The sequence below is a fragment of the Nocardia sp. bgisy118 genome (genome assembly GCF_057708605.1).
The window spans coordinates 1-25,746 of record NZ_JBYISM010000020.1 but is presented as its reverse complement, the minus strand read 5'-3'; the positions used below and the strand labels follow the sequence as shown (position 1 = coordinate 25,746).

Here is a 25,746-nt window from a genome sequence, read left to right as displayed (position 1 = left end):
AAGAGGTTGCCGGTGTTTTCGAGCGAAAGGCTCAGGCTTGGCCCTTCGGGCCGGGACGCGACAGGTAGAGCTGCGCGTACAGCCAGCCGTCGGCTTCCCGGCCGGTGGTGTCGATTCCCTTGTCCGACAGCGTGTTCAGCACGCGCTGCTGTTCGTCGGCGGAGGCGAACCTGCGCTGCGCGAACAAACCGGACGCCTGCTCGGTGCGGTAGCCGAGCGCCGCCAGCTCTTCGGCCATCGGATCGAAATCGAACATGCGCAGCACGAAGTGCGCCATCCACGGCCTGCGCCGCGGGTGCGCGGTGGCGATCCGCAGCAACGTCTTCTCGGTGACGTAGCCGATACAGCCGGTCGACAGGACGATGTCGGCGGCGGCGAGCACCTCGCACTGCTCGTCGGTGGGATCGGCGGATTCGAGGTCGGCGTGCACGATGTCGTGCAAAAACCCCGCGGCGTGCGCGTAGTCCAGCGCGGGGCCGGAGACGTCCACGCCGACGAAGCGCACGTCGGAATGATGTTCGCAGCCGGCGAGACGGTCGCGATCGCGCGCGACGAGCTGCGCACGGTCGACCTCGGCGGCGGTGCGGTAGTGCTCGGTGAGCTCATCGATGCCGGTGTCGAAGCGCAGCAGCGCCGCGTTCACGCCGTAGGAGCAGCCGATGTCGAGCACGGTCGGCGTCGCCACGCGCGCGGAGGCGCGGTACTCCCGAATCTGCTGCTCGAAGAAGGGCTTCGCCAGTTCCGGTATGCGGTAGTCCAGCTCGGACATCCGTGCGTAGTAGTCGCGGGGATCGGGACGGTCGTAGATGTCGTCGAAGGAGGCTTTCCCGGTCGTGTCTAACGGCACTGGCACGTGTGTTCCTCTCGGGTCGAGCTGAGCCCAGTCGATCGGGTCGAGCTGAGCTCAGTCGAGTAGTCGGTCACCGCGGACCAAGCGGTCCTCGGCGACGTGTTCGGGCAGGACGCGGCCGAACAGCTGGCGGGTCCGCTCCACGGTGCCGATGACACCGGGCCGGTCCGTGTAGGCGAAGATCGCCGAGTGTCGTTGCCTGCCACCGGAAACCGGGGACACGCGATGAAGGGAGAAGCGACCTTGGAACAGTTGCAGGTCGCCGGGGCGCAGTTCGAGCCTGCGGATCAGGCGCTCGCCGGAACCGGCGAGCACGTCGCGCACATCGGCGAGATTCTCGGCGTGCGGCGTGCGGATGTCGGGGCAGTATTCGAAGACCCCGCCCGCTTCCGGCAGCTGAGTGAGCATGCTGACGGTGAACTCGTTGGTGTCGAAGTGCCACGGATGCGACATGCCGGGAGCGACCACGTTCAGGCACAGTCCCGCCAGCGGATCGGCGTATTCGTGCAGCTCGGACAGGCCGAAGCAGTCCGCGACGAAGCGCTGGAACGCGTCGCTGGTGTAGAGCCGGTGGATCAGCGCCTCGGCGGGGATGCGGTCGCGGGGCACGAACGCGTTTCCGCGTTCCATCACGAGGCGGCCCGGATGATCCCGGGGCAGTTCGGTGTTCAGCGGAATGTTGTAGGCGTTGACCCGCTCCACCTCGTAGTGCGCGTGCGGCGCGATGTCCTCGCCCTGCGCGCGCAGCGTCTCGATCAGCTCGGGGCGGATGAACTCGCGTAGGACGGTGCAGCCGCCGTCGGCCAGGTCGGCCCGCGCCGCGTCGACCGCCGCCCGCCACCCCGCCGACCCCTGCGACGCGAGCGGATACCTTGCGGTATCGACGATTTCGTCCAGCACACCCGTCGCAGCCATGGCGTCATCTTGGTGCAGAAATCGACGACACGCCCGGGGATTCGGAAAAGTTGCCGGTGAATACGGTCACACTTACCATCTGCGCGCACTTGCGTTGCAGGACAGTAACTCCCGAGCATTTGCTCGGTACTCGCAACGCGATCCGACCGACCAGTCCCGGGTTCGCTCCGCGACGTCTTCTTCCGCTCGCGCAACGGTTCCCGCCCCGCCGGACGCGATCACGGCGCCGCCGCGGACGCGCGAAGGAGCGTCAGCCGCGGGCGTGCAGTGTGCGTTCCAGATCGACGTGGGTGAGACCGACCAAGGTGTCGCGGAAGACGAGGCCGGGCGCTTCCGGGACCGGGATCTCGCAGGGGACGACGAGGACGGCGCAGCCCGCGGCCGCGGCGGCGCGGGCGCCGGTCGGCGAATCCTCGATGGCCACGCAGTCGCGCGGGTGGACGCCGAGCAGCTCGGCGGCGCGCAGGTAGACGTCCGGTTCGGGTTTTCCCTCCGGCACTTCGTCACCGCAGACGGAGACGTCGAAGAAATCGCGGCCGAGGGTGTCCAGGCCGTACTCGGTGAGCGAGCGTTTGGTGTTGGTGACGAGCGCCGAGGCGAGGCCCGCGTCGCGGACGAGGCCGAGGGCGTCCTTGGCGCCGGGCCGCCACGGGATCGGGCCGGTCATCAACTCGGTCACCCGCCGCTCCAGGAAGCCCGCGGCGTCGCGCAGGGCCTGCGGCGTCGGGTCGAGGCCGAGTCCGTCGAACAGGATGCGCAGGGCGTTCGGGCCGGACGCGCCGATGAGCGCGTGCCTGATCTCGTCGGTCATCGCGGTGCCGAGTTCGACCGCCAGCTCCCTGACACCTATGTCCCAGAGCTTCTCCGAGTCCAGCAGCGTCCCGTCCATGTCCCACAGCACCGCGGCGAGTCGCGCTGTCACGTGCGGTCGTTCTCCTCGTGCGCCGATCGAATCGACGGACCGTGCGCCCGCCGGGGAAACCGACGTCCAGCGTAATGGGCACCGCCCCCGCACCTTCCGTCGGCCGGGCACGGCCGGACCACGGGTCCGGCAGGCGCCGCCGGACGCGGTCTGTCGCCAGTCCGCGCGGGACGGCGCTGGGGCGAGAGTCCCCCGACAGGCGGAGCGTCACACTCCGGAGGCGGTGATGACCAACCTGCCGCCGTCCTGGCGAACCTGGATCCAGCGGTTCTCCCGATCGACCGAGCCGTTGGTCTTCACGTAGGTCAGCGCGACGGTGGCGCCGTCGTCGCCGCGTGGGGTGATCCCGTTGACCTGGACCGAGCGGATGGTCGACCAGAACGCGGCGTAGGAGTTGTAGCCGCCGGTCTGGGCCTGGTAGCCCGGTGCGAGCTGCGTCCACGCGCCGGACACGTTGCCCGGCAGCATGCCGTAGTAGCCCTGGATGAACTGGGCGATCCGGTCCGGCGTCGGCGGGCCGAACGGCGTCGTGGTGATCGTGGTCGTCGGCGGACGCGTCGTGCTGCTCGGCGACCCCGACGGGCTGATCGACGGTGTCGCGGACGGGGATGCGCTCGGCGGTGCGGAAGTCGGGGCTCCGGTCGGCTGCGCGGCGGTGGGGACCTGAGCCTGGGGCTCCTGGGTCGGCTGCCCGCCCCCGTCCGTCGGGGGCTGCACCGGCTCACCGGTGCCGGGCGGCGGAGCGGCGGTGGGACCGTCCGAACCGCCTCGGTCCCCGCCGGAGAGGGCGAACGCCACCACGATCACGACGAGTACGACCACCGCGGCGGCCGCGAGGGCGAGGATCTGCTTGTTCGGCCCGCCACCCGTGGTCGCGCCGGGCAGCGTACCGCCGCCGGACGGCCCGCGTGGCGGCGCCGAGGCCAGCGCCGCCGTCGGCACGAATTCGGTGGCGTCGGAGGCGTTCGCGGTGCTCGCGGTGGCGGCGGACGTGGCGAGCACGGTGGTCGCGTCCGCGCCGGGCGCAGGGAGCACCTTGGTCGCCACCGGCGCCGCGGCCAGCGCCGGAACCCGGCCCGCCGCAACGGCTTCCAGCGCCTCCTGCGCCTCGCGCATGTTCGGGCGCGCGTCGATGCTCGCGGCGAGCAGGTGCATCAGCACCGGTCCGAGTCCGTCCGCCTGCCGCGGTTGCGGCACATCGGCCCGCGCGACGGCGTGCAGCACCGCCAGCGGGTTGTCGCCCTCGCCGAACGGCGGCGCGCCCTCCACCGCGGCGTAGAGCGTGGAGCCGAGGGCGAAGACATCGGACGCCGGTTCCGGGTTCTCGCCGCGCGCCACTTCCGGCGCGAGGTACGCGGGGGTGCCCGCGAGGAATCCGGTGGCGGTGACGGTCACGTCGCCGACCGCGCGCGAGATGCCGAAGTCGGTGATCTTCACGGTGCCGTTGTCGGCGACCAACAGGTTGGCGGGTTTCACGTCGCGGTGCATGATGCCCGCGTCGTGCGCGGCGGCCAGCGCGGCGGCGGCCTGCGCGCCGATCTTGGCCACCTCGATCGGCGACAGGGTGCGCTGACCGGACAGCTTGACGGCCAAGCTCGGCGCGTTCATGTATTCCATGACCAGCCACGGCTGGCCGTCCTCTTCGGCGACGTCGAAGACGGTGATCGCGTTCGGGTGGTGCAGCCGCGCGGCGATCCGCCCCTCACGCATCGCGCGCAGTTTCGACTCCAGCGCCTGCGCCTTGGAGAGCCCGGGCCCGAGTAGCAGCTGTTTCACCGCCACCGTGCGGCGTAACCGCACGTCGGTCGCCCGCCACACCACACCCATCGCGCCGGTGCCGATCGGATCCGTCAGCCGATACCGTCCAGCGATCAACCGATCCGCCGTCATGGGTCGTGCCCCTCCTGCTATGCGCCGAGCCGTCCAGCACTCCGGTGCGCTCGGCGAGTTTCCCGCGAAACCCATACGCTCCGAAGTGTTTTGCACCCGTCAGCAGCGAGACGAACAACATCCGCCGACTGCTCCGGATGCAGTTGCAACTCTTCGACAATGGCATACGGACCCGACAGACATCCAGCCGCGTGACCCGATACCGCGGACCGGGCAGTCGAATACCCAGGTCGCCTCGAAACATCAAGCGTACCCGCAGGTAACAGATACTTCGGCGACACCCGTGCGGTGACCCGCGCTTCCGCACGTCTCAGCAGGTCAGGGCCCATGGCAGGGGCCGGGCGATGGCGGCCCTCCGCTCATCGCGGTGAGTACCGTCACATCTCCCCGAGCCGTGTGCGCCGCTCACAGCGGAACGGCGGCTCCACACAGCGCGGAGCCGCCGTTCTCGCCGGACGAATCAGGCGTTGAAGTACTTCGCCTCGGGGTGCAGCAGGACGAACGCGTCGGTGGACTGTTCGGGATGCAGCTGGAGTTCCTCCGACAGGACGACGCCGATGCGGTCGGCTTCGAGCAGGTCGACCAGCTTGGCGCGGTCCTCCAGCTCCGGGCAGGCGCCGTAGCCGAAGGAGTAGCGCGCGCCGCGATAGCCGAGCTTGAAGTAGTCCAGCACGTCGTCGGGGTCGGATTCGGCCACCGAATGCCCGTCCAGCACCAGTTCCTCGCGGACGCGGCGGTGCCAGTATTCGGCGAGTGCCTCGGTGAGCTGGACGCCGATGCCGTGCACCTCGAGGTAATCGCGGTAGTTGTCGGCGGCGAACAGCTCGTTGGCGAAGTCGGCGATGGGCTGACCCATCGTCACCAGCTGGAACGGCAGCACATCCACCTGACCGGTGGCCTTGGCGTCGTCGCGCGAGCGCAGGAAGTCGGCGATGCACAGGAACCGGTCGCGCTGCTGGCGCGGGAAGGTGAATCGATAGCGCTGCGGCGCATCGGGATCCGGCTCGGTGAGCACGACGACGTCGTCGCCTTCCGACACGGCGGGGAAGTAGCCGTAGACCACGGCCGCGTGCTGCAGGACGCCCTCGGTGGACAGCCGGTCCAGCCAGGCGCGCAGCCGCGGCCTGCCCTCGGACTCCACCAATTCCTCGTAGGAGGGCCCGTCACCGCCGCGCTGGCCGCGCAGACCCCACTGGCCGAGGAACAGCGCCCGCTCGTCGAGCAGTCCCGAATATTCGTGCAGCGCAAGGCCTTTGACCACGCGAGTGCCCCAGAACGGCGGCACCGGCACCGGCAGGTCGGCGGCAACGTCCGAGCGGGCGGGCACCTCGACGGGGATCTCGGCGGCCTTGCGCTGCGCGGCGATCCGCTTGGAACGTTCGTGGCGGGCCTTGCGCTCGGCGGCCTTCTCGCGCTCGGCGACGGCCTCGGGGCTGTCCGGGTCGAGTCCGCCGCCGCGCTTGCGGGTCATGATGTCGTCCATCAACCGCAGGCCTTCGAAGGCGTCGCGGGCGTAGTGCACGTCGCCCTCGTACACCTCGGTCAGGTCGTTCTCCACGTAGGCACGGGTCAGCGCGGCGCCGCCGAGCAGCACGGGGAACTGGTCGGCCACGCCCCTGGCGTTGAGCTCCTCCAGGTTCTCCTTCATGACCACGGTCGACTTCACCAGCAGTCCGGACATGCCGATCACGTCGGCCTTCTTGTCCATCGCGGCGTCGAGGATGGTCGCGATCGGCTGCTTGATGCCGAGGTTGACCACCTCGTAGCCGTTGTTCGACAGGATGATGTCGACGAGGTTCTTGCCGATGTCGTGCACGTCGCCCTTGACGGTGGCCAGCACGATGCGGCCCTTGCCGGAGTCGTCGGTGGCCTCCATGTGGGGTTCCAGGTACGCGACCGCGGACTTCATCACCTCGGCCGACTGCAGCACGAACGGCAGCTGCATCTGTCCGGAGCCGAAGAGCTCGCCGACGGTCTTCATGCCTGCCAGCAACGTCTCGTTGATGATCTGCAGCGGCGGCACCTCGGCCATGGCCGCGTCCAGGTCGGCCTCCATACCGGCCTTCTCGCCGTCGACGATGCGGCGCTCGAGCCGTTCGAACAGCGGCAGCGCGGCCAGCTCCTCGGCGCGCGAGGCCTTCGACGACGACGTCGAGACGCCCTCGAACAACGCCATCAGCTTCTGCAGCGGGTCGTAGTCCGGGGTACGGCGGTCGTAGACCAGGTCGAGCGCGGTCTCGCGCTGTTCGTCCGGGATCCGGCTCATCGGCAGGATCTTGGAGGCGTGCACGATCGCCGAGTCCAGGCCCGCCTGCACGCATTCGTGCATGAACACCGAGTTCAGCACCTGCCGCGCGGCCGGGTTCAAGCCGAAGGAGATATTGGAGAGGCCCAGGGTCGTCTGCACCTGCGGGTGCCTGCGCTTGAGTTCCCGGATCGCCTCGATGGTCTCCAGCCCGTCGCGGCGCGACTCCTCCTGACCGGTGCCGAGGGTGAAGGTCAGGGTGTCGATGATGATGTCGGACTCGACCAGGCCCCAGTTGCCGGTGATGTCGGCGATCAGGCGCTCGGCGATCTCGACCTTCTTCTCGGCGGTGCGGGCCTGCCCCTCCTCATCGATGGTCAACGCGACCACCGCGGCGCCGTGCTCGGCCACCAGCCGCATGGTCTGCTGGAACCGGGATTCCGGTCCCGCGCCGTCCTCGTAGTTCACCGAGTTGACCGCGCACCGGCCGCCCAGGTGCTCGAGCCCAGCCTGCAGCACCGGGGCTTCGGTGGAGTCCAGCATGATCGGCAAGGTCGACGCGGTCGCCAGGCGCGAGGCCAGCGCCTCCATGTCCTTGGTGCCGTCGCGGCCGACGTAGTCGACGCACAGGTCGAGCATGTGCGCGCCGTCGCGGGTCTGGTCCTTGGCGATGTCCAGGCACTTCTGCCAGTCCTCGGCCAGCATGGCCTCGCGGAAAGCCTTGGAGCCGTTGGCATTCGTGCGCTCGCCGATCATCAGCACCGAGGCGTCCTGTTCGAACGGCACCGAGGTGTACATGCTCGACACGCTCGGCTCGTGCGCCGGGGCACGGCGCTCGGTGATCGGCGGCAACGCGGGCTCGACCTCGCGCACCGCATCGCGCACCTGGCGGATGTGCTCCGGCGTGGTGCCGCAGCAGCCGCCCACCAGCGCCAGACCGAACTCGGAGACGAAACCGCGCAGCGCGACCGCCAGCTCCTCCGGCGTCAGCGGATACTCCGCGCCGTTGGCGCCGAGCACCGGCAGGCCCGCGTTCGGCATCACCGAGACCGGCACCCGCGCGTGCCGCGACAGATGCCGCAGATGCTCGCTCATCTCGTCCGGACCGGTCGCGCAGTTCAGGCCGATCATGTCGATGCCGAGCGGCTCGATCGCCGTCAACGCCGCGCCGATCTCACTGCCGACCAGCATCGTGCCGGTGGTCTCCACGGTGACGTGGGTGATGATCGGAATCCGCCGGCCGGCCCGTTCCATCGCCCGCCTGCTGCCCGTCACCGCGGCTTTCACCTGCAACAGGTCTTGGCAGGTCTCGATCAGGATCGCGTCCGCGCCGCCCTCGAGCATGCCGAGCGCCGACTCGGTGTAGGCGTCACGCAAGATCGTGTACGGGGCGTGCCCCAGCGTCGGCAGCTTGGTGCCCGGCCCCATCGAACCGAGCACATACCGCGGCGTGCCGTCCTCGCTCGGCCCCATCTCGTCGGCCACCTCGCGGGCCAGCCGGGTGCCGCGCTCGGACAGATCACGAATCCGGTCGGCGATGTCGTAGTCGGCGAGGTTCGGCAGATTGCAGCCGAAGGTGTTGGTCTCGACCGCGTCGGCACCCGCCTCGAAGTACGCGCGATGGATGTCGCGCAGCACGTCGGGCCGGGTTTCGTTGAGGATCTCGTTACAACCTTCCAACCCGCGGAAATCGTCCAGGGTCAGATCCGCGGCCTGCAACATCGTGCCCATAGCGCCGTCACCGATGACTACACGCCGACGGAGCGTGTCGAGAAGCGTGGTATCGAACACGGCGGAGCGGGACACAGACATGTGTACAAGCGTAAAGGCCCGGTACGACTGGTAACCAACAGCCTGCGAATGTTCACGGCGAGCGTGTGCGGCGCCACATCCCCGACCACCCCCAGAATCGGTACACCGAAATCCCGAACCCCGACATCCCGCACTCCCAGCCACCCCGAGGGCGAGTCTTACGAGCCCGTTCGCGGCCCGTCTCGCGTCCGAGCCCTCGCGACGCAGGCGCCGCAGGCGCGAGTCGCGAGGGCTCGGACGCGAGACAACAGGGGGCCGCGAACACGCGCGCGCCAGCGCGCAATAGATACAGCACCATGCGGGCGCAACCCGTAGGCTGACCGGGTGAACCCCAGTGAAACTTCCGATTCGGAACTGCCGACGTTGCGGGATCCGGTGCTGGTTGCCGCCTTCGAGGGCTGGAACGACGCCGGTGACGCGGCGAGCGGCGCCGTCGAGCATCTGGAACTGATCTGGGATGCCGAGCCGCTGGCCGAACTCGATTCCGAGGACTACTACGACTATCAGGTGAATCGGCCGACGGTCCGTCAGGTCGACGGCGTGACCAGGGAGATCCAGTGGCCCGCCACCATGCTTTCGGTGTGCTCGCCACCGGGCAGCGACCGGGATGTGGTGTTGCTGCGCGGGATCGAACCGAATATGCGGTGGCGCAGTTTCTGCGGGGATCTGCTGGAGTTCATCGAACAGCTCGGCGTACAGACCGTGGTGATCTTGGGCGCGTTGCTCGCCGACACCCCGCACACCAGGCCCGTTCCGGTGACCGGTTCCGCGTACAGCAAGGAGGCGGCCGAGCGCTTCAATCTGGAGCAGACCCGCTACGAGGGCCCGACCGGCATCACCGGTGTGTTGCAGGATCAGTGTGTGAAGGCGGGCGTGCCCGCGGTGTCGTTCTGGGCGGCGGTGCCGCACTACGTGTCGCAGCCGCCGAATCCGAAGGCGACGATCGCGTTGCTGCATCGGGTGGAGGATGTGCTCGACATCGAGGTGCCGCTGGGTGAGCTGCCCAAGCAGGCCGAGGATTGGGAGGCCGCGGTGAACGAGATGACCGTGGGCGACGAGGAGATCACCGAGTATGTGCGTTCGCTCGAGGAACGCGGTGACGCGGCAGTCGATTTGAACGACGCGATGGCGAAGATCGATGGTGACGCGATCGCGGCGGAGTTCGAAAAGTATCTACGCAGAAGGGGTCCGGGTAGTTTCGGGCTGTGACCGTCCGGTCGCGGCTGCGCGGGTCCGGTCCCGGCGCGAGCAACACCGTGTCGAGGTGTTGCTCGCCGCGCCTGGGGTCGGTGGTTCACGCCACGGAGGGCGGCGCGTTCACCTCCTCGACGGCCCAGACCTGGGCCGCGGCCTCGTGGGCCAGTTTCGCGATCAGGATGTCTCGCGGAATCGTCTGGCCGGCAAAGTGATCGAGTGACGGCACCACCACGTGGTGCGCGTCGGCCCGCTTGAGTTCCTGCGTCAGCTCGGCGAACGCCGTACCGTCGCCCGCTGTCGATTCATGGAATGTTGCGGCGAAGCAAAGCCCTTCGGCTCGGGCGAACGTGCTCATCGCGCGCTCGAGCTCATCGCTGTGGCCGTCGGCCAGATCATCACGCAAGTATCCATAGATCAACGCTTCCACCCGAACCTCCGTTGGATAGGGCCGCTGTTCTCTTGTTTGGATCTTCCCGTGCAGGGTACTGCGACGAGGGCGATCCCGGATCTTGCATCTGCACTTACATTTGCAAATCCGGCAAACCTGACCGCTCCCACTTCAGGATCGCTGACGCCAAACTGCGAATGCAGGTGTCAACCCGCTGACATCTAGATGCCCTATCCGGGCCACCAGACGTTAACTGGTGCGATACTACAACCGTGGCCGCTGGAGACGATCGACCCGTCTGGGCAGTCCGGATGCGTTCCGAGCGCGATGCGAGGGGGTGGTCACAGGCAGACGCCGTCCGCGTGATGCGCGCGAAGTCATCGCACAATCTGCCGACAGACAGCACGCTGCTACGCAATTGGCGGCGTTGGGAGTCGGGCGAGTCGCGACCCGACGACTTCTACGCGCCGATCATCGCCGCCGCCTTCGACACCGTCACCGCGGCGTTCTTCCCCAAGGCCAGGCCGAATCGGGACGACGAGCTGCTTTCCGCAACGGGGATGGACACTTTGGAGTTCATCGGCAGGCTGCGCATGTCGGACGTCTCCGCGGCGACGCTGGACGCCATCCGGATCACCGCCGAGCGCCTGTGCTGCGAATACCCTTACGCCGATCCGCATGCGTTGCACGCCGAGGGCACGTCGTGGCTGCGGCGGATCACCTCGCTGCTCGACGGGCGGCTGACGCTGGCCCAGCACCGGGAGATCCTGGTGCTCGCGGGCTGGGTCGCGCTGCTCGTCGGCTGCGTGGACTACGACCTCGGCCGCCGTACTTCGGCGGAGGCCACCCGGCGTGCTGCGTGGTCGCTCGGCAAGGAGGCCGACCATCTCGAGATCCTCGGCTGGGCCGCGGAAATGGCGGCGTGGTTCGCGCTGACCCAAGGTAACTATCGGGGTGCTGTGGAAGCCGCCAACAGTGCGCTAGAGGACAGTTGCCATCTCGGGGTCGGTGTGCAACTGGCCGCCCAGCGGGCCAAGGCGTGGGCACGACTCGGCGATCGCGCCGAGGTGGAGCGGGCGCTGGGCAAGGGCCGAGCGATCCTGGAGCGACTCGACCATCCGGCGAACCTGGACAACCATTTCGTGGTCGACCCGCAGAAGTTCGACTTCTACGCGATGGACTGCTGCCGCGTGGCGGGCGAGGATCGGCCCGCGGAATCCTTTGCCCGCGAAGTCATCCGGAACTCCACCCGGGCCGACGGCACGGTGCGTAACCCGATGCGCGTGTCCGAGGCGCACCTGACGCTGGCCGTCGTGGCGGTGCGCGGACGCGATCTGGAACTCGCGCTGGCCGAAGGGATGCGCGCCTTCTCGGGGAAGCGCCGCTCGCTGCCTTCGCTGATGTGGATCGCGGGCGAGGTGGCCCGCGAGATCATCGAACGCTATCCGGGCGATCCGCGCACGCGCTGTTATCTCGAGCAACTGCGCGCGCTGTCCACCGAGTGAGCGGCCCGCGTCCGGGCGTGGGCGAACCGCGGGACAGCGGACGCAGCCACGCCGAACAGGGGTCGGTCTTGCCGGCGGCGACCGGCCCGCTACTACCCTGTTCCCGGTGACCGACTCCGACGACGGCCCGCCCGCGGGCGATCAGCCCGGCGCGACCGCACTGGGTGATCGACCCGGCACCGCCGCGCAGGGTGATCAGCCCGGCACCGCCACGCAAGGCGATCAGCCCGGCGCTACCGCATTGGATGATCAGCACGGCTCCGCCACGCAAGGCGATCAGCACGGCACCACCGCACCGGGCGATCGACCCGGCACCACCGCACCGGGCGATCAACCCGGCACCACCGCACCGGGCGATCAACCCGGCACCACCGCATTGGGTGATCAGCACGGCTCCGCCGCACTGTGGGACGAGCGGCTGCGACTGTTCTCTTTCGCGACGGCGGAGAAGCGCGCCGATTACCTCTGGGTGCTGCGCGCTTTCGACAGCGCGCGGGCCGCCTACGTGGTGCTGCTGCACGCCGACGATGTGGCGGACTGGACTCGCCGCAACGGCGGACGCGCACGGGTCGCGGAGAGCGGACCTTCGCCGGACCCGACGGCATCCGGTCCGGCCGAGGCGCAGCCCGGTCTGTTCCGGCGCAGCGACGCCGCGCCGCTGAGCGCCGCGGAGATCGGCCCGCTGCTCGACCAGCTGCACCAGTGGGGCGTGCTGGAACGCAGCTACGACGGCACCCGCGCGGCGACGCTGGCCGAATACCGCAACCGGCACTACGTCTACCAGTTCTCGCAGGCCGGGTTCCAGGCCTATCGCGCGGTGGCCGGCGTACTGGAGGCGCGGCTGGACGAGGCGTCGCTCTCGCGGCTCGTGCTGCCGGAACTACTCGCCGACCTGCACACCCTCGCCGTGGCGAATCGGGCGGGCGACGCCGAGCGCGTCTATCGCACGCTGCGCAGGCTGGACGCGGCGCTGTCCGATATGGCCGCGCGCGCCGCCCATTTCTATCTGTCGCTCGGCGATTTGGTGCGCACCACCGAGATCACCCCGGAATCCTTTCTCGCGCACAAGGACGCGCTGCTCGCGCACATGCGCGAGTTCAGCATGGACCTGGCACGTTTCGCGCCCCGGCTGGCCGCCGCCATCGGCGAGATCGAGGAGACCGGCGTCGACGACCTCATCGCCCGCGCCGCGAGCTGCGACGAGCGGGTGCTGTTGAGCGCCGCCGAACGCGAGGCGGATTGGCACGCCCGTTGGCAAGGTCTGCGCACCTGGTTCGTCACCTCGGACGCCGAGGGCGAGTCCACGGAGGCGGACCGGCTGCGCGAGGCCACCATGAGCGCGATCGCGGCCGTGCTGTCGCTGCTGCGGCGGGTCACCGAGACGCGCCGCGGCGGGGTGAGCCGGGAGTCGGCGCTGCGCCACCTCGCGGGCTGGTTCACCGCCGCGCCCACCGCGGACAGCGCGCACGCGCTGTTCGACGCGGTGTTCGGGCTCGGCAGGCCGCGCCACATCGCCATGGAGCATCCGGACGCCGATATCGTGCCCGCGACGCGGTCGTGGTGGGAGGCGCCGCCGCTGGAGATCTCGCGCACCCTGGCCGAGACCGGGCGGCCGCCCTCGGCGGGTGCGCCGAGTCGAATCCAGCGCAACGACGCGGGGATTCGCCGTTTGCGCGAGGCCCAGCTGGCGGCGCAGCGAGCCAGGGCGGAGGCGGCGCAGTCCTTGGCCGCCGCGGACGTTCACGAACGGGTGCTCGACGAGCGCGAAACCGAGGTGCTGCTACGGCTACTCGACGCCGCTTCCACCGCGTGGGTGCCGGTCAGCGGGCGGGTCGGCGGCACCACGGGTTCGGAGAGCGGCGTCACCCTGACGGTCTCCGAACATCCGGGGCCGACCGTGGTCAGGACCTCGCGCGGGCTGCTGCACCTGAACAACCGCAAGCTCGACGTCCGCGCGACCAGGTCCCGAGGCGGGAACGCAGGGCGCGGGAAGGCCACCGAGAATGTGTCCGATGCCGAAACAGCAAGGGGCGGAGCATGATCCACGCCCGGCGCATCGACGCGCTCGCACTGGACAACTACCAGCGCGCCGCCAGGGTGATCCTGGCCAACCACCTGGTCACCCGCACCTATCCGGACCGGATCGCGCTGCCGCTGATTCGCCGGTGGGCCACCGAACTCCGCGAGGATCTCGCCGAACTGTTCGGTTACCGGCTCGAGGTCACCGAGACCACGGCGCGGGTCTATCCCGTGATCGATCGGCTCGACGGCGGCAAACCCGCCCGCACCGTGAACGACCGCGTCTTCGACCGCCGCCGCTACGCCTACCTCGCGCTGGCGCTGGCCGCGCTCGGCCGCGCGGGCGATCAGATCACGCTCTCGGAGCTCGCGGATCAGGTCGCGGCGTACACGGCCAGGATCGACGGGCTCGAGCTGGCGCCGGATCGCGCGGCCGACCGCGACGCCTTCGTCGACGCGGTCGGCTGGCTGGCCGCCCGCGGCGCGCTCGCACTCGCCGACGGCGACGCGGGCGGTTGGGCCGCCGATCCCGAGGCGGGCGAGGCGCTCTACGACATCGACCGGCCGGTAGTGTTCGCACTGTTCCGGCCGCCGCGCGCCCTGCAGCATCTGCACAGCGTGCGCGGCCTGCTGGCCGAGGATCCCGCCGTCACCGCCGGGCAGCCCGCAGCGGCGGCCGGCGAGATCGCCCGCCGGGTGCGCCGAGCGCTGGTGGAGCGGCCGGTGGTGTACTCCGAGGACCTGATGCCCGAGGAGCGTCCGGTGCTTGCGCAGGACCGGACGGTCGCCGATGTCGAGCTGTTCACCGGCCTGCGCGCCGAACGCAGGGCCGAGGGCGTCGCGCTCATCGACACCTCGGGGCGGCTGTCCGATGTCCGCTTTCCCGGCACCGGCACGCTCGCCCAGGTGGCGCTGCTGTTGGTCGGCGAGATCGCCGATGTGGTCCTCGACATCGATCACCCGCTCCCCCACCGCCCGCGCGCCGCCGATCCCGGTGTGGCGCTGGCCGATCGGCTCGACGACGCCATCCCCGAATCCACACTGTTCGCGCCGATGGCTGATCACCCGTTCACCGGAACCGAAGCGGCCGAGGCGGATTCGGCGGAGGACGAGGACGAGACCGAACCAGGGGCGACCTATCCGTTCGTCGCGGCCGACTGGGTGCGCGACACCGTGCAGGCGCTCACCGATCGCTACGGCGTCACCTTCGCCGCGCAGTGGCAGGCCGACGTGCCCGGCCTCACCGCGCAGGTCAGCGCGCTGCTCGCGCGGCTGCGGCTGGTCCAGCCGCTCGAGGACGGGTTGCTCGTGCTGCCCGCCCTGGCGCGCTATCGGGGTGCGGTGGTCACCGTGCGCACCAAGCGCGCCGCGGAACTGTTCGTCACCGCCGCCGACACGGTCGGGGCCGCAAGCACCGGTACGGAAGGGATCTGAACATGTCGGTCATTCACGGCGGAGTGCGTTTCCTCCCGACCCGCGCCGGAATCGTCAACCTGTGGGACTACCGAGACCAGGAGTTCTGCTTCGCCGACGGCAGGCTGGTGCTGCGCGGACCGAACGGCTCGGGCAAGACCAAGGCGCTCGAGGTGCTGTTCCCGTTCGTGCTCGACGGCCGCATCGAACCGCGCAGGCTCAACCCGTTCGCGGGCGAAGAGCGCACGATGAAGTCGAATCTGCTGTACCGCAAGCAAGAATCGGCCTACTCCTATGTCTGGATGGAGTTCGCGCGCGGGAAGTGGGACGACCCCGAGGTGGTCACCGTGGGGATCGGCATGCGCGCCACCCGCTCCTCGGACAAGGTCACGCGCTGGTACTTCGTCGCCGACGGACGGGTGGGCGTCGACTTCTCCCTCATCGGTCCCGACGACCGCCCGTTCACCCGCAAACAGCTGGCCGAGCAGATCGGCACCGACTCCATCGTGGACCGGCCGGTCGAATACCGGGCCGCCATCGACGCCCGCATGTTCGGGCTCGGCGCGCAGCGCTACGACCAGCTCATCAATCTCATTCTGACGCTGCGCCGCCCACAGCTCGCCAAGAACCTCGACCCGCGCGGGCTCTCCCAGGCGCTCACCGACGGTCTACGCCCGCTGGACGAACAGCTGATCCTGGACGCGGCCCGCTCCTTCAGCGATATGGAAGAGGTCGGGCGCACCCTCGAGGGCCTGGTGCACGCCGACACCGCCACCCGCGCCTTCGTCGGCGTGTACCGGAAATACCTTGCGGTGCAGGCCAAGACCGATGTCGACCAGGTACGCGCCCGCTTGGACGCGGTCACCCACGCCAGCACCGCGCTGTTCGCCGCGACCGCGCTGCGCGAGCGCCGCGAGGCCGAGCGCACCGCCGCCGAGGCCCGCGCCGACGACGCCGACCGCGCCTACGAACAGGCCCTCACCGACCGCGAGACCCTGCAACGCTCCAGCGCTTACGAGGGCAAACAGCAACTCGACGACCTGGCCGACGCGGTGCGCAGGCTGGAGACCTCCGCGGCGGTGCACCGCGACAAGGCGCTCAAGGCCCGCCAGACCCTCGACCAGCGGGCCGAGGAGGCCGAGCGGGCGCGCGCCGCGGTGCAGCAGGCCGCAGCCGCGCTGTCCCGCGGCGAGGACGAGCTGCGCGCCGCCGCCGAGGAGGCGGGCATCGCCTGGACCGCGTTGTCCGACGACGCGCGCGGCGATCAGCTCACCGCGACCGTGCGGGCCCGCGCCGAAGAGCGCGACGCCGATGTGCGCGCGGTGCGTAAAGCGTTGCTGCTCATGGATTCCGCGGCTGCCGAGCGGGCCAGGGCGGAACGGCTGGCCGAGCGCGCGGTGGGGTCGCGCGAGGCGGCCGCCGCCGAGGCGGCGCACGCCGAGGCGGCGGTGACGCTGGCCCGCACCGAGGCCGCGGCGGCGCTGCGCGCCTGGTGGGAAGGGCACCGCGAGTGCTACGCCCCGCTCGGCGGCGGACTGTTCGACGCGCTCGACGCGGCGCTGGCCAAGGTCGGCTCCGACGACGCGGCGGGCGTGGCGGAGGTGCTGGCCGAACGCGCCGAACCGCTGCTCGACGAGTTGCGCGACCGCAGGCTGGCGGCGAAGGCGCGCGCCGCGGCGGCGGCCGAACAGATCGCCGAGCTCGGGGCCGAACGCGACCGGGTCGGCGCGCGGCGCGACGACGCGCCGCCCAGCACCGCGACACGCACCGACGACCGGACCGGGCGCTCCGGCGCTCCGCTCTGGCGGCTGGTCCGCTTCGGCGACGACGTGACGCCAGAGACCGCCGCCGGTGTCGAGGCGGCACTGCACGCCGCTGGGCTGCTCGACGCCTGGGTGTGCGCCGAGGACGAACTACCCACCGGCTATCGCAGCGACCAGTTCTTGGTTCCGCTGCCGCCCTCCGCCCGGCCGACCGGACGCACCCTGGCGGACGTGCTCGTGATCGAGGACGACGCCGAGGGTCTGACCGTGCCGCGACGGGTCGTCTCCGACGTGCTCGCCTCGATCGCGCTGCTCGACGAACTCGACGCCGCCGCGGGCGTGGCGATCAGCGGCGCGGGCGGGTTCCGGCAGGGCGTGCAAGCGGGCAGGCACCACAAGCCCGACGCCGAATTCATCGGCGCGACCGCCCGCGCCCGTCGCCGCGAACTGCGGCTCGCCGAGTTGACGTCCCAGCGGGACGCGGCCGCGGAGGTTCAGCGCGTCGCCACGGCGGAGGCCGACGCGGCCGACGCGGAACTGGCTCGGATCACGGCCGCCGCCAAGGCCCTTCCGCGTCCGGCCGCGGTCACCGCCGCACTGCGTTCGGTGTCGGAGACCGCGGGCGTCATGCGGTCCCGCTCGGAGGCCGCCGCGCAGGCCGAGAAGGATCTGGACCAGGCCGTCACCGAGGTCGCGGCCATCGAGAAGAAGTTGCGGGCCGCCGCCGTCGCGCACCGTGCGCCGCGCGAATCGCGCGAACTGGACGCGCTGGCCGCCGCCATCCGGCATTTCGAGAACACCGGCACCGGGCTGCTCCGGCTGCGCGCCGACCACGACCGGGAACGCGAACGCGAACGCGAGGGCGCCGACCGCTACGACGAGGCGCGCGACCTGGCGGAGGCGTTCGCCGAGGAGGCCGAGGCCGCCCAAGCCGGCTATCAGGAACAGCTGCGCAAACTGGAGACGCTGCGCGAGGCGCTCGGCGCGGGCGCGGCGGACATCGACCGCGAACTCGACCTGGCCAGGCAGCGCATCGAGGCGACGAGGGCCGAACAGAAGGCCGCGCGCAAGGCCGCCAACGAGGCGATCGAGGCGGTGGGTGACGCGGAGGCGGCCTTCCGCACCGCACACGAGTCGCTGGGCACGGCACTCACCGAGGTGCTCACCGACGTGAAAAGCCTTGCGCCCTATGCCCAGCCGGATCTGCTGTCGCTGCTGGGCGCGTCGCCGGAGTGCCGGTGGCCGAGCAGCGATGCGGCCTGGTCGACATCGGAACAGCTGCTCTACCGGATCACCCAGGCGGGGCCGGAACACGAACCGCGGGTGCTGCCCGAGGAGGTCGCCGAGCTCTTCGACGGCCTCACCGCGGCCACCGCCGCGGTGCGCGCGGGCGAGGCGGCACGCAAGTCCACCCGCAGCGCGGTGACCGCGGCCCTCCAGGAGTTCGACGCCGCGCTGGCAGCCTCGGGCCGCGACTACCGCTTGCAGTGGGACGCGGCCGACGGGCTCACCGTGGTGCAGGTGCAGGACGAGAACGGGATCGCCGCGCTCGCCGACTTCGCCGGACGCATCGACCAAGCAAGGCACGACCAGGAACTGCTGCTCACCGACGCCGAGCGCCGCATCCTGGAGGACGCGCTGCTCACCGGCCTCGCCCAGCAGATCCACGAACGCACCAGCGACGCACGCGAACTCATCGCCAAGATGGGCGCGGAGATGAAGAAGCGGCGGATGTCCTCGGGCAACACCATCGGCGTGCACTGGGTGCTCGCCGACAACCTGTCCGACGCCGCGAGGGCGATGTGCAAACTGCTCGACCGCGACGCCACCACCCTCGGCTCCGAGGACCTGGCCGCGATCCGCTCGCACTTCGCCGCCGAGATCCGCGCCGCGCGCGCCGCGCACCCCGAACGCTCCTACCCCGAGATCCTCGCCGCCACCCTGGACTACCGCACCTGGCGGGTGTTCTCGTTCACCCTCATCTCCGGCGACGGCAGCGAGGACAAGCTGACCGTGGCCAGGCACAGTGCGCTCTCCGGCGGTGAGCAGTCGGTGTCGCTGCACCTGCCGCTGTTCGCGGCCGCGCACGTCATGCTCGACTCCGCCGATCCGCAGGCGCCGCGCCTGCTCGCGCTGGACGAGGCGTTCGCGGGCGTCGACGACAACGGCCGCAGCGAATTGCTGGGCCTGAGCGTGCAATTCGACCTCGATCTGTTCATGACCGGCTACGACCTGTGGATCACCTACCCGCACGTGCCCGGCTGCGCCCACTACGACCTGGCACACTCCACCGCCGAGAACACGGTGAGCGCGACGCTGCTGGTGTGGGACAGCGGCGATCTGCTCGCCGAACACGACGGCGCCGATCTGACCACCGCGCTCGGCTCCCCCAACCGCCGCCGGGTGCCAGCCACCATCGAAGGCGGGCTCACCCTCGACGACATGCCGGGCGCACCCGCGCCCGTCGGCTGAATGGATTGCAGTGACCTCGGTTCCACCCCGCTCGACCGCCGTGTCCGCCCCGCGCCGGGTCGCCGCGGCCACCCTGATCGGCACGACGCTCGAGTGGTACGACTTCATGCTGTACGGCACGGCGTCGGCGCTGATCTTCGGTAAGCAGTTCTTCCCCTCGCTGAGCCCGGCCGCTGGCACCCTCGCGGCCTTCAGCACTTTCGCGGTCGGGTTCGGCGCGCGCCCGATCGGCGGGCTGCTGTTCGGGCACTTCGGCGATCGGTTCGGGCGGCGCACCACGCTGGTGGTGTCGCTGATCGTCATGGGCGTCAGCTCGACGCTGATCGGTGTGCTGCCCACCTACGCGAGCATCGGATTCTGGGCGCCGGTGCTGCTGGTCGTGCTGCGGCTCGTGCAAGGCGTCGGGCTCGGCGGCGAGGGCGCGGGCGCGACGGTGCTGTCCATCGAGCATGCACCGCCCGGGCGGCTCAACCGGTACGCGAGCTTCCCGCAGATGGGAACGCCCGCCGGGTTGATCCTGGCCAACGCGATGTTCCTCGGCGTGAGCGCGCTGCTGCCCGATGCGGCGTTCCAGTCCTGGGGATGGCGGATTCCGTTCCTGTTCAGCGTGATTCTCGTGGCGGTCGGCCTGGTGGTGCGGCTGCGCGTCACCAAATCCGAGGAGTACTCGGGACTGGTGCGGCGCGGGGAGGTATCGGCGTTTCCGCTGCGCGACGCGCTGCGCGTCGGAGCGCCGCGACTGGCGCTGATCCTGTGCGCGGCGGTCGCGACCTCGGCCGTGGTGTACATCTTCATGGTCTTCACGCTCACCTACGGCGCCAAGGAGCTCGGGTTCAGCAGGGATTTCCTGCTGTCGGGCGTCATCGTGGCCGCGATCGTCTGGTGCGCCACGATGCCGCTGTGGGGCGCGCTCGGTGATCGGATCGGTACCGCGCGGGTCTTCCTCGCGGGCACCGCGGCGCTGCTGGCGTGGTGCGCGGTCTACTTCCCGCTGTTGAACACCGGCAACCGAGTCGTGGTCTTCCTCGCGCTGCTCGGGATGGGCGTGGTCCTGCCGATCAGCCACAGCGTGGGCGGCATCATCATCGCCGAGTTGTTCCCTCCCGCGGTGCGGTACTCGGGGACCTCGCTCATCGTTCAGATCTCCGTGATTCTCGGCGGCGGGCTCGCGCCGCTCATCGCGACGGCGCTGTGGTCGATGGGATCGGGATCGGGGTCGGCGGGCTCCGGGTCGGCCCCGGTCGCCTGGTACATCGTCGCGGTGTGCGCGATCAGCCTGATCAGCACGTTCGCGCTGTTCTGGGTGCTGCCGCGGCGAGCGGGACGCACCGGCCGACGGATCGAGGCGACCGAACCTGTGCCGGTGCGCTGAGGCGCTGTCCGGCCGTCCTCATTACGGCTCGCGACTCGGCGGCGCGACCGTTTCGGAGTTACCGTTGAGTGCTCACGGCCCCGGCGACCCGATGGAGGACCCGGACATGCACATGACCTACGACCCGGCCGCCGACGCCGCCTACTTCACCATCGCCGACGAGATAGCCCCGGGCGAGGCGACCCGCCAGGTCGTCACCCCGGTCGAGGGCGGCACCGTAGTCCTCGACTTCAGCTCCTCCGGCACCCTGCTCGGCATCGAGGTCCTCGGCGCCCAACGCCTGGTCCCGACGGAAGTCCTCGGCCGGGCCCCGAGCCCGCCGTCGCGCTCGTGAGCCGCCGCCTCGATCCCGGCGTACCCACAGCCTGATCTCGGCCAGGCGCGGGCCGACGACCCCCTCCCCACCGGCGTGCCCTGGACGCGCCCGTCTTCGCCGCCGCTCCGGCCGTACGATGGACGAACTCCGCTGGCATCGAACGGGTAGACATCGCTGCGCCGCAGCCCTTTCCAGGCCGACGATCGATACCCTCCCGCAGCGCAACCAGGCCCACCTCTCCGCGCTCCGGCCGTGGGCGGGCCGACGACCGGCATCGTCGGACAGCAGCGATCAGGCGCACCTCGAGCTGCTCCGGCCATGAACAGGTGGTGGACGGATCCCGTCCAGCTACGGCAGCCCGCGACATACATCGGCCTCCGGTCCCGCCCCAAGCGGACCAAAGCCCGTCCAATAGCACCGATCTGACGCACCCTTCGCCTCGCTCTCGGCCATGCGCGGGCGCACGACCAAGCCCAGCAACGCCAACCAGCCATACCACGCCCAATCCCGCCATGCGCGGGCCGACGACCGGCACTGTCCCGCAAACGCAACCAGGCGCACCTCGCCCGGGCGTCGGCCGTGGACGGACCGACGACCGGCATCGTCGGACAGCAGCGATCAGGCGCACCTCGGTTGCTCCCGCCGAACTTGTCGTCGACGGACGTAGTTCCGCTGACGCCAACCCGGCATACTTCGGCCTGCTCTTCCGGCACACGGGGCCTACCGACCGACTCGGCCCGCGGTATGCCAGGCGCACCGCGGGCCCGCGCTTCGCCCATGCGCCGGTGGTGACCGGAAGCTGTCCAGCTGTGCCGAGCACGCATACCGCCGCCTGCTTTCGCCATGCGCGGGCTGATGACCGACAGCGTCGATCAGCGTTCGCTGGCGTCCGGACGGAGGGGCGGGCAGGCGGCGCCGGGGATGGTGGCCAACTCGAAGTGCCACCATTCGTTGGTGTAGGTGCGGCAGAGGCCCCAGCGGTTTCCGTTCTGTTCGAGCCATTGCGCGCCCGGTTGCGGGCCGACGTCGATGGCCTGACCTGCGACGTGGGTGGATTCCTCGGGCGGCAGCACCCAGCGGCGCGCCTCCTCGGGGCTGCCGTAGGTGGCGATGCCGTCTTCCCACAGGGCTTGTTGTTCGGCGTAGCTGCGGTATCCGGAGTTGATCCAGATCGGAACGCCTTCCGAATGCGCCGCATCCTCGGCGAACGAGTACGCCACCGCGAGCGCCGGATCGAGCCCTTCGGTGGCGGTGGCCAAAACCAAGACCTCCCGCTCGTCGCTCGGCGTAGCGAGCGACTGCGGCGCACCCGCGGCGCCGATCGCGGCCACCGCCAGCACCCCAACCGCCATCCGCTTCCCGAAGCCCGCATTCCTCACCAACATGGGCGCCATCCTAACGACGCCCAATCGCCCACTCCCCCAACCGATGATCACCAGGCGACCCATCCCAACCAGCATCGATCCGCGGCAAACTGGCCGCTACACCGTCACAATCCAGTGCTATTCGGACGCGACAGCTGCCCGGCCGCAGACCCCGGCGTCCACATCCAGAGAACCACCTGAGCCCCGCTCGACAATGCAGCCTGGCCATCACCACCGGCAGCCAGCCGCCGCACCACCTACCGAGCAGCAGCCAACTCCTCGGCCACAACCCGTGCCGCACGCGGACCACCGCCCTCGCTTCCAACGGACCACGACAGCCAGCGCACCGCTACCGCTCGGGCCGACTTGCACACCACCACCTCACCCGGGATGCGGCTAGCGCACCACGATCCCGCCCAAGGCGGCCTGCGCCCCAATCGGAAACCAAGGCTCGCGCCCCGGCCAACCCGGCAGCCACAGTCAACGCACCCCCATCGCCCGGTCGGCAATGCCACCCACCGCACCCCGTCCGCCACACCACCTCTCCAGCAAGAAAGCCGAAGATCGACGGGAGAAATTGGTTGTCCACGAGAGGCATTGAGCCACCCTCGCGAATACTCAGCAGCACACCGCGCGAGCGTGCGATCGGCCGTCGCGCTCGGTCAGCAGCTCGAGCAGAAGTTGCGCGACAGTCGCGTCGCCGTCGATCATGAGACATTCTGCCGCCTTGGTCAGGTCGGGATCCAGGTCGCGGGTAGCTAAGTCGGCCAGCGTTCGCAGGTCGGTGGTCACCACGACATCGGTGTCGTCGGCTTCCCCCGGAGTCACCACCACTCGGCCGTTGTCGATGGACAGTGCAGCGGGGGAATCGTCGATCCAAAACTGGAAAACCGCCCGCACACCTGTGGTGGCGGCCGGGTCGATCAATGCCGCCAAGAACACCAGTGTCCACTCCGCGCGGTAGTTCTCGTCGCCACGCCGCGGTTCGTCGAACCTATGGCGTAACCCCCACACGGCGAGCGGGACAAGGGCGGCAGCAAGTTCACGGCCTGCCGGTGTCAGTTCGTAGACCTGAGAGGCGGCAGGGGGCGGTAGTTGTTTTCGGGTGATCAGTCCGTCGTTGTCGAGCTGTTTGACGCGGCTGGCGAGCAGGTTGGTGCCGATGCCGTCGAGCGTGTCGACCAGATCGGAGTAGCGCTTCGGCCCGGACATCAGCTCGCGCACGATCAGCAGTGTCCAGCGCTCGCCCACAAGGTCGAGGCTGCGAGACAGCCCGCAGTACTGGTTGTAGGAGCGCCGTGTCATCGCCAGGTTCCTCCAGATTTAAAACCATCTAGTGTCTACTTTAAAATCATATAGTACTGTCGAGGCACCGCCGCAGGAGACACCGTGACGACGACAGGAGACACTGTGACGACGCCACTGACGGACCCGGAAACCCTTGTACTGCAAACGCTGTCGTCCGACAGCGGGGCAGATGTTCAACACCGTTTCGTGCAGATCGACGGTCTTCGCATCCACTACGCCGAGGCCGGCGCGGGCGAACCGCTGATTCTGCTGCACGGGTGGCCGCAGCACTGGTGGGAATGGCGTCACTTGCTCGGCCCGCTGGCCCAGCGATACCGCGTCATCTGCCCCGACCTTCGCGGGCTGGGCTGGTCGGAGGGGCGAGCCCGCGGATACACCTTCGAACGCTTGGCGCGAGATCTGATCGATCTGATGGATCACCTGAAGGTGCGTCGGGCTCGGATCGTCGGACGAGACTGGGGACTCGTGGTCGGCTATCGCGCATGCCTGAACTGGCCCGACCGCTTCGAGCAGTTCGTCGCAATGGCAGGGGTCCATCCGTGGACCGCCGACGGCATTCGGCCCGCGGTGTTCCTACGCCCCTGGCATGTGTACCTTCTCGCGTCGCGAGGCAATTCGCGTCGCCTGCAGGATTGGCTGACCAAACGAAGCCTGCACGCATGGCGGCACCGCGGCCGATTCGGTGCGGACGAAATCGAGGTATACCAGCAGCGTATGCGCACCCCCGCCGCGTACACGGCAACAGCTGAGTTCAACCGCAACGTGGTGCTGCACGAAGTCCCACACTTCCTGCAGCATTATCGCCTGCTTCGACTGCAAGTGCCGACGCTGCACCTCAACGGCGCCCAGGATCCGCTCTCGGAAGGAATTCCACACAGCTACCGGGATTACACCGACGCCATGCGGCTCGAAACGATCCCGGACTGTGGTCATTTCGCGCCAGAGGAACAACCGGAATGGCTGACCACGCGGCTGCTGACCTTCTTCGGATAGATCCGACTCTGTCAGCAGCCCTCGCATGCCTCGCCGCGGACACCAGACCTCATCGACACTCACTGCGAGGATAAGCACTCGTCACGCCAGTGCCCGTGGGCGAGGCCTGCAGCATTCCGAGCCGAGGCTCTCACCAGTAGCTTTGCGCCCACCCGGCAGGCGGCCTGCGCACTTCGACCCCTACACCGAGCAGAAGACACCGCACAGATCGACGGGAGAGAAATGGTTGTCCGACAACCACGTTCAGCCACTCTTTCTCTCCCGGCGAATCCATTTCTCTCCGCTCGGTAGCGAAAGGGTGGCTGGGCAACCAGAGACTGGACGGTCCCTTCGAGCGCATCCGGGGACCCGGACAAAGTGCGCGGGCCCGCCGCCACCATCGACCCCGAAACTGGCAGCGCGTGCAAGTTGCCGTCAGGCACCAGGGATTTCGTGTGGATCACCTGTGGAGAGATGCCCGGCGAAGACTCCATCCATCCCCCGAATCCACAGGCATGTGGATAACCAGCGGTGATAGCTTACGGCTACATCCCGGCCCCAGATCGCCGCATCGGATCCCGAGTGCACATGCCTGGCAATCCCGATATCCACAGGAAAGATCGCTGTCCACATAGTTATCCAGTGCTGTGGATCACACTGGGAGCGAGCCTGCTACCAATCCCCTACCGCGCCCGGACGACACGCACCAGCTCGCCGTCGGCGTACTCCAATCGGACACGGTCGCCGACGCGGACCGGAATGTCCGTATCCAGCAGGACATCTCGCACGCTGACGGATTCACAGGTCTCGGTGATCACCTCACCGAAGCCTCCGTCGGAATCCGGCACCCAGGTCGACACGATCGCCCACATCGGCCCGACCTTACCCCCGGCGTCGATCACGAGCGTTTTGTCCGAATCATCCCAGCTGCGAGCCCTTTTCGCTCGCGGGAGTACAACCCGAACTCGGAGAAAAGAAAAGCGCCGAAGCCGACAAACGGCCCCAGCGCAGCAAACAACCAAT

17 protein-coding genes are annotated in these 25,746 nt (G+C 69.5%); 8 read left to right on the top strand and 9 right to left on the bottom strand.

Annotated features, from left to right (window positions below; translation table 11 throughout):
* Positions 1-31 precede the first annotated feature (31 nt).
* The 5 genes from AC3EO7_RS23270 to metH form a co-directional block, all read right to left on the bottom strand.
* Complete coding sequence (locus AC3EO7_RS23270; RefSeq protein ID WP_435592383.1) at positions 32-853, bottom strand: class I SAM-dependent methyltransferase; 822 nt, start codon at positions 851-853, stop codon at positions 32-34.
* A gap of 51 nt (positions 854-904) precedes the next feature.
* Complete coding sequence (locus AC3EO7_RS23265; protein WP_435592382.1) at positions 905-1,765, bottom strand: HalD/BesD family halogenase; 861 nt, start codon at positions 1,763-1,765, stop codon at positions 905-907.
* A gap of 250 nt (positions 1,766-2,015) precedes the next feature.
* Complete coding sequence (locus AC3EO7_RS23260; protein WP_435592381.1) at positions 2,016-2,687, bottom strand: HAD family hydrolase; 672 nt, start codon at positions 2,685-2,687, stop codon at positions 2,016-2,018.
* A 207-nt stretch (positions 2,688-2,894) separates the two neighbouring features.
* The gene (locus AC3EO7_RS23255) at positions 2,895-4,577 is read right to left on the bottom strand and encodes a serine/threonine-protein kinase (protein ID WP_435592380.1); all 1,683 of its coding nucleotides are present in this window, start codon (positions 4,575-4,577) and stop codon (positions 2,895-2,897) included.
* Between the two features lie 460 nt (positions 4,578-5,037).
* Entirely contained in the window at positions 5,038-8,634 is a 3,597-nt protein-coding gene (gene metH, locus AC3EO7_RS23250; protein WP_435592379.1) for a methionine synthase, read from the bottom strand.
* A 324-nt stretch (positions 8,635-8,958) separates the two neighbouring features.
* On the opposite strand from metH, the gene AC3EO7_RS23245 reads away from it, so the two are divergent.
* On the top strand, positions 8,959-9,843 hold the full coding sequence (locus AC3EO7_RS23245) for a PAC2 family protein (protein WP_068069147.1): 885 nt from the start codon (positions 8,959-8,961) through the stop codon (positions 9,841-9,843).
* An 85-nt stretch (positions 9,844-9,928) separates the two neighbouring features.
* On the opposite strand, the gene AC3EO7_RS23240 is transcribed toward AC3EO7_RS23245, so the two are convergent.
* The gene (locus AC3EO7_RS23240) at positions 9,929-10,258 is read right to left on the bottom strand and encodes a hypothetical protein (RefSeq protein ID WP_431968702.1); all 330 of its coding nucleotides are present in this window, start codon (positions 10,256-10,258) and stop codon (positions 9,929-9,931) included.
* Between the two features lie 326 nt (positions 10,259-10,584).
* Here AC3EO7_RS23240 and AC3EO7_RS23235 point away from each other — a divergent pair, with 326 nt between their 5' ends.
* The 6 genes from AC3EO7_RS23235 to AC3EO7_RS23210 all read left to right on the top strand — a co-directional run bounded on the left by AC3EO7_RS23235 (position 10,585) and on the right by AC3EO7_RS23210 (position 21,097).
* Positions 10,585-11,724, top strand: coding sequence for an NsdA family TPR-like regulatory protein (locus tag AC3EO7_RS23235; protein ID WP_435592378.1), 1,140 nt, complete (start codon positions 10,585-10,587; stop codon positions 11,722-11,724).
* 418 nt (positions 11,725-12,142) lie between these two features.
* A complete protein-coding gene (locus tag AC3EO7_RS23230) occupies positions 12,143-13,765 on the top strand; it encodes a TIGR02677 family protein (RefSeq protein ID WP_431969096.1) in 1,623 nt (540 codons plus the stop codon).
* A complete protein-coding gene (locus AC3EO7_RS23225; RefSeq protein WP_435592424.1) occupies positions 13,765-15,177 on the top strand; it encodes a TIGR02678 family protein in 1,413 nt (470 codons plus the stop codon). Before AC3EO7_RS23230 ends, AC3EO7_RS23225 begins: the two co-directional genes overlap by 1 nt.
* 2 nt (positions 15,178-15,179) lie before the next feature.
* A complete protein-coding gene (locus tag AC3EO7_RS23220; RefSeq protein WP_435592377.1) occupies positions 15,180-19,391 on the top strand; it encodes a TIGR02680 family protein in 4,212 nt (1,403 codons plus the stop codon).
* 10 nt (positions 19,392-19,401) lie between these two features.
* A complete protein-coding gene (locus AC3EO7_RS23215) occupies positions 19,402-20,763 on the top strand; it encodes an MFS transporter (RefSeq protein ID WP_435592376.1) in 1,362 nt (453 codons plus the stop codon).
* Positions 20,764-20,827: 64 nt separating this feature from the next.
* On the top strand, positions 20,828-21,097 hold the full coding sequence (locus tag AC3EO7_RS23210) for a DUF2283 domain-containing protein (protein ID WP_431968710.1): 270 nt from the start codon (positions 20,828-20,830) through the stop codon (positions 21,095-21,097).
* A gap of 854 nt (positions 21,098-21,951) precedes the next feature.
* Here AC3EO7_RS23210 and AC3EO7_RS23205 read toward each other — a convergent pair.
* On the bottom strand, positions 21,952-22,464 hold the full coding sequence (locus AC3EO7_RS23205; RefSeq protein WP_435592375.1) for a M15 family metallopeptidase: 513 nt from the start codon (positions 22,462-22,464) through the stop codon (positions 21,952-21,954).
* Positions 22,465-23,061: 597 nt separating this feature from the next.
* The gene (locus tag AC3EO7_RS23200; RefSeq protein ID WP_435592374.1) at positions 23,062-23,748 is read right to left on the bottom strand and encodes a winged helix-turn-helix transcriptional regulator; all 687 of its coding nucleotides are present in this window, start codon (positions 23,746-23,748) and stop codon (positions 23,062-23,064) included.
* A 105-nt stretch (positions 23,749-23,853) separates the two neighbouring features.
* On the opposite strand from AC3EO7_RS23200, the gene AC3EO7_RS23195 reads away from it, so the two are divergent.
* Entirely contained in the window at positions 23,854-24,744 is an 891-nt protein-coding gene (locus AC3EO7_RS23195; protein WP_435592373.1) for an alpha/beta fold hydrolase, read from the top strand.
* 662 nt (positions 24,745-25,406) lie between these two features.
* Here the strand turns inward: AC3EO7_RS23195 and AC3EO7_RS23190 are convergent.
* Positions 25,407-25,625 carry a hypothetical protein gene (locus AC3EO7_RS23190; RefSeq protein ID WP_435592372.1) on the bottom strand — a complete coding sequence of 73 codons (219 nt, stop codon included), beginning with the start codon at positions 25,623-25,625 and terminating at the stop codon, positions 25,407-25,409.
* Between the last annotated feature and the right edge of the window lie 121 nt (positions 25,626-25,746).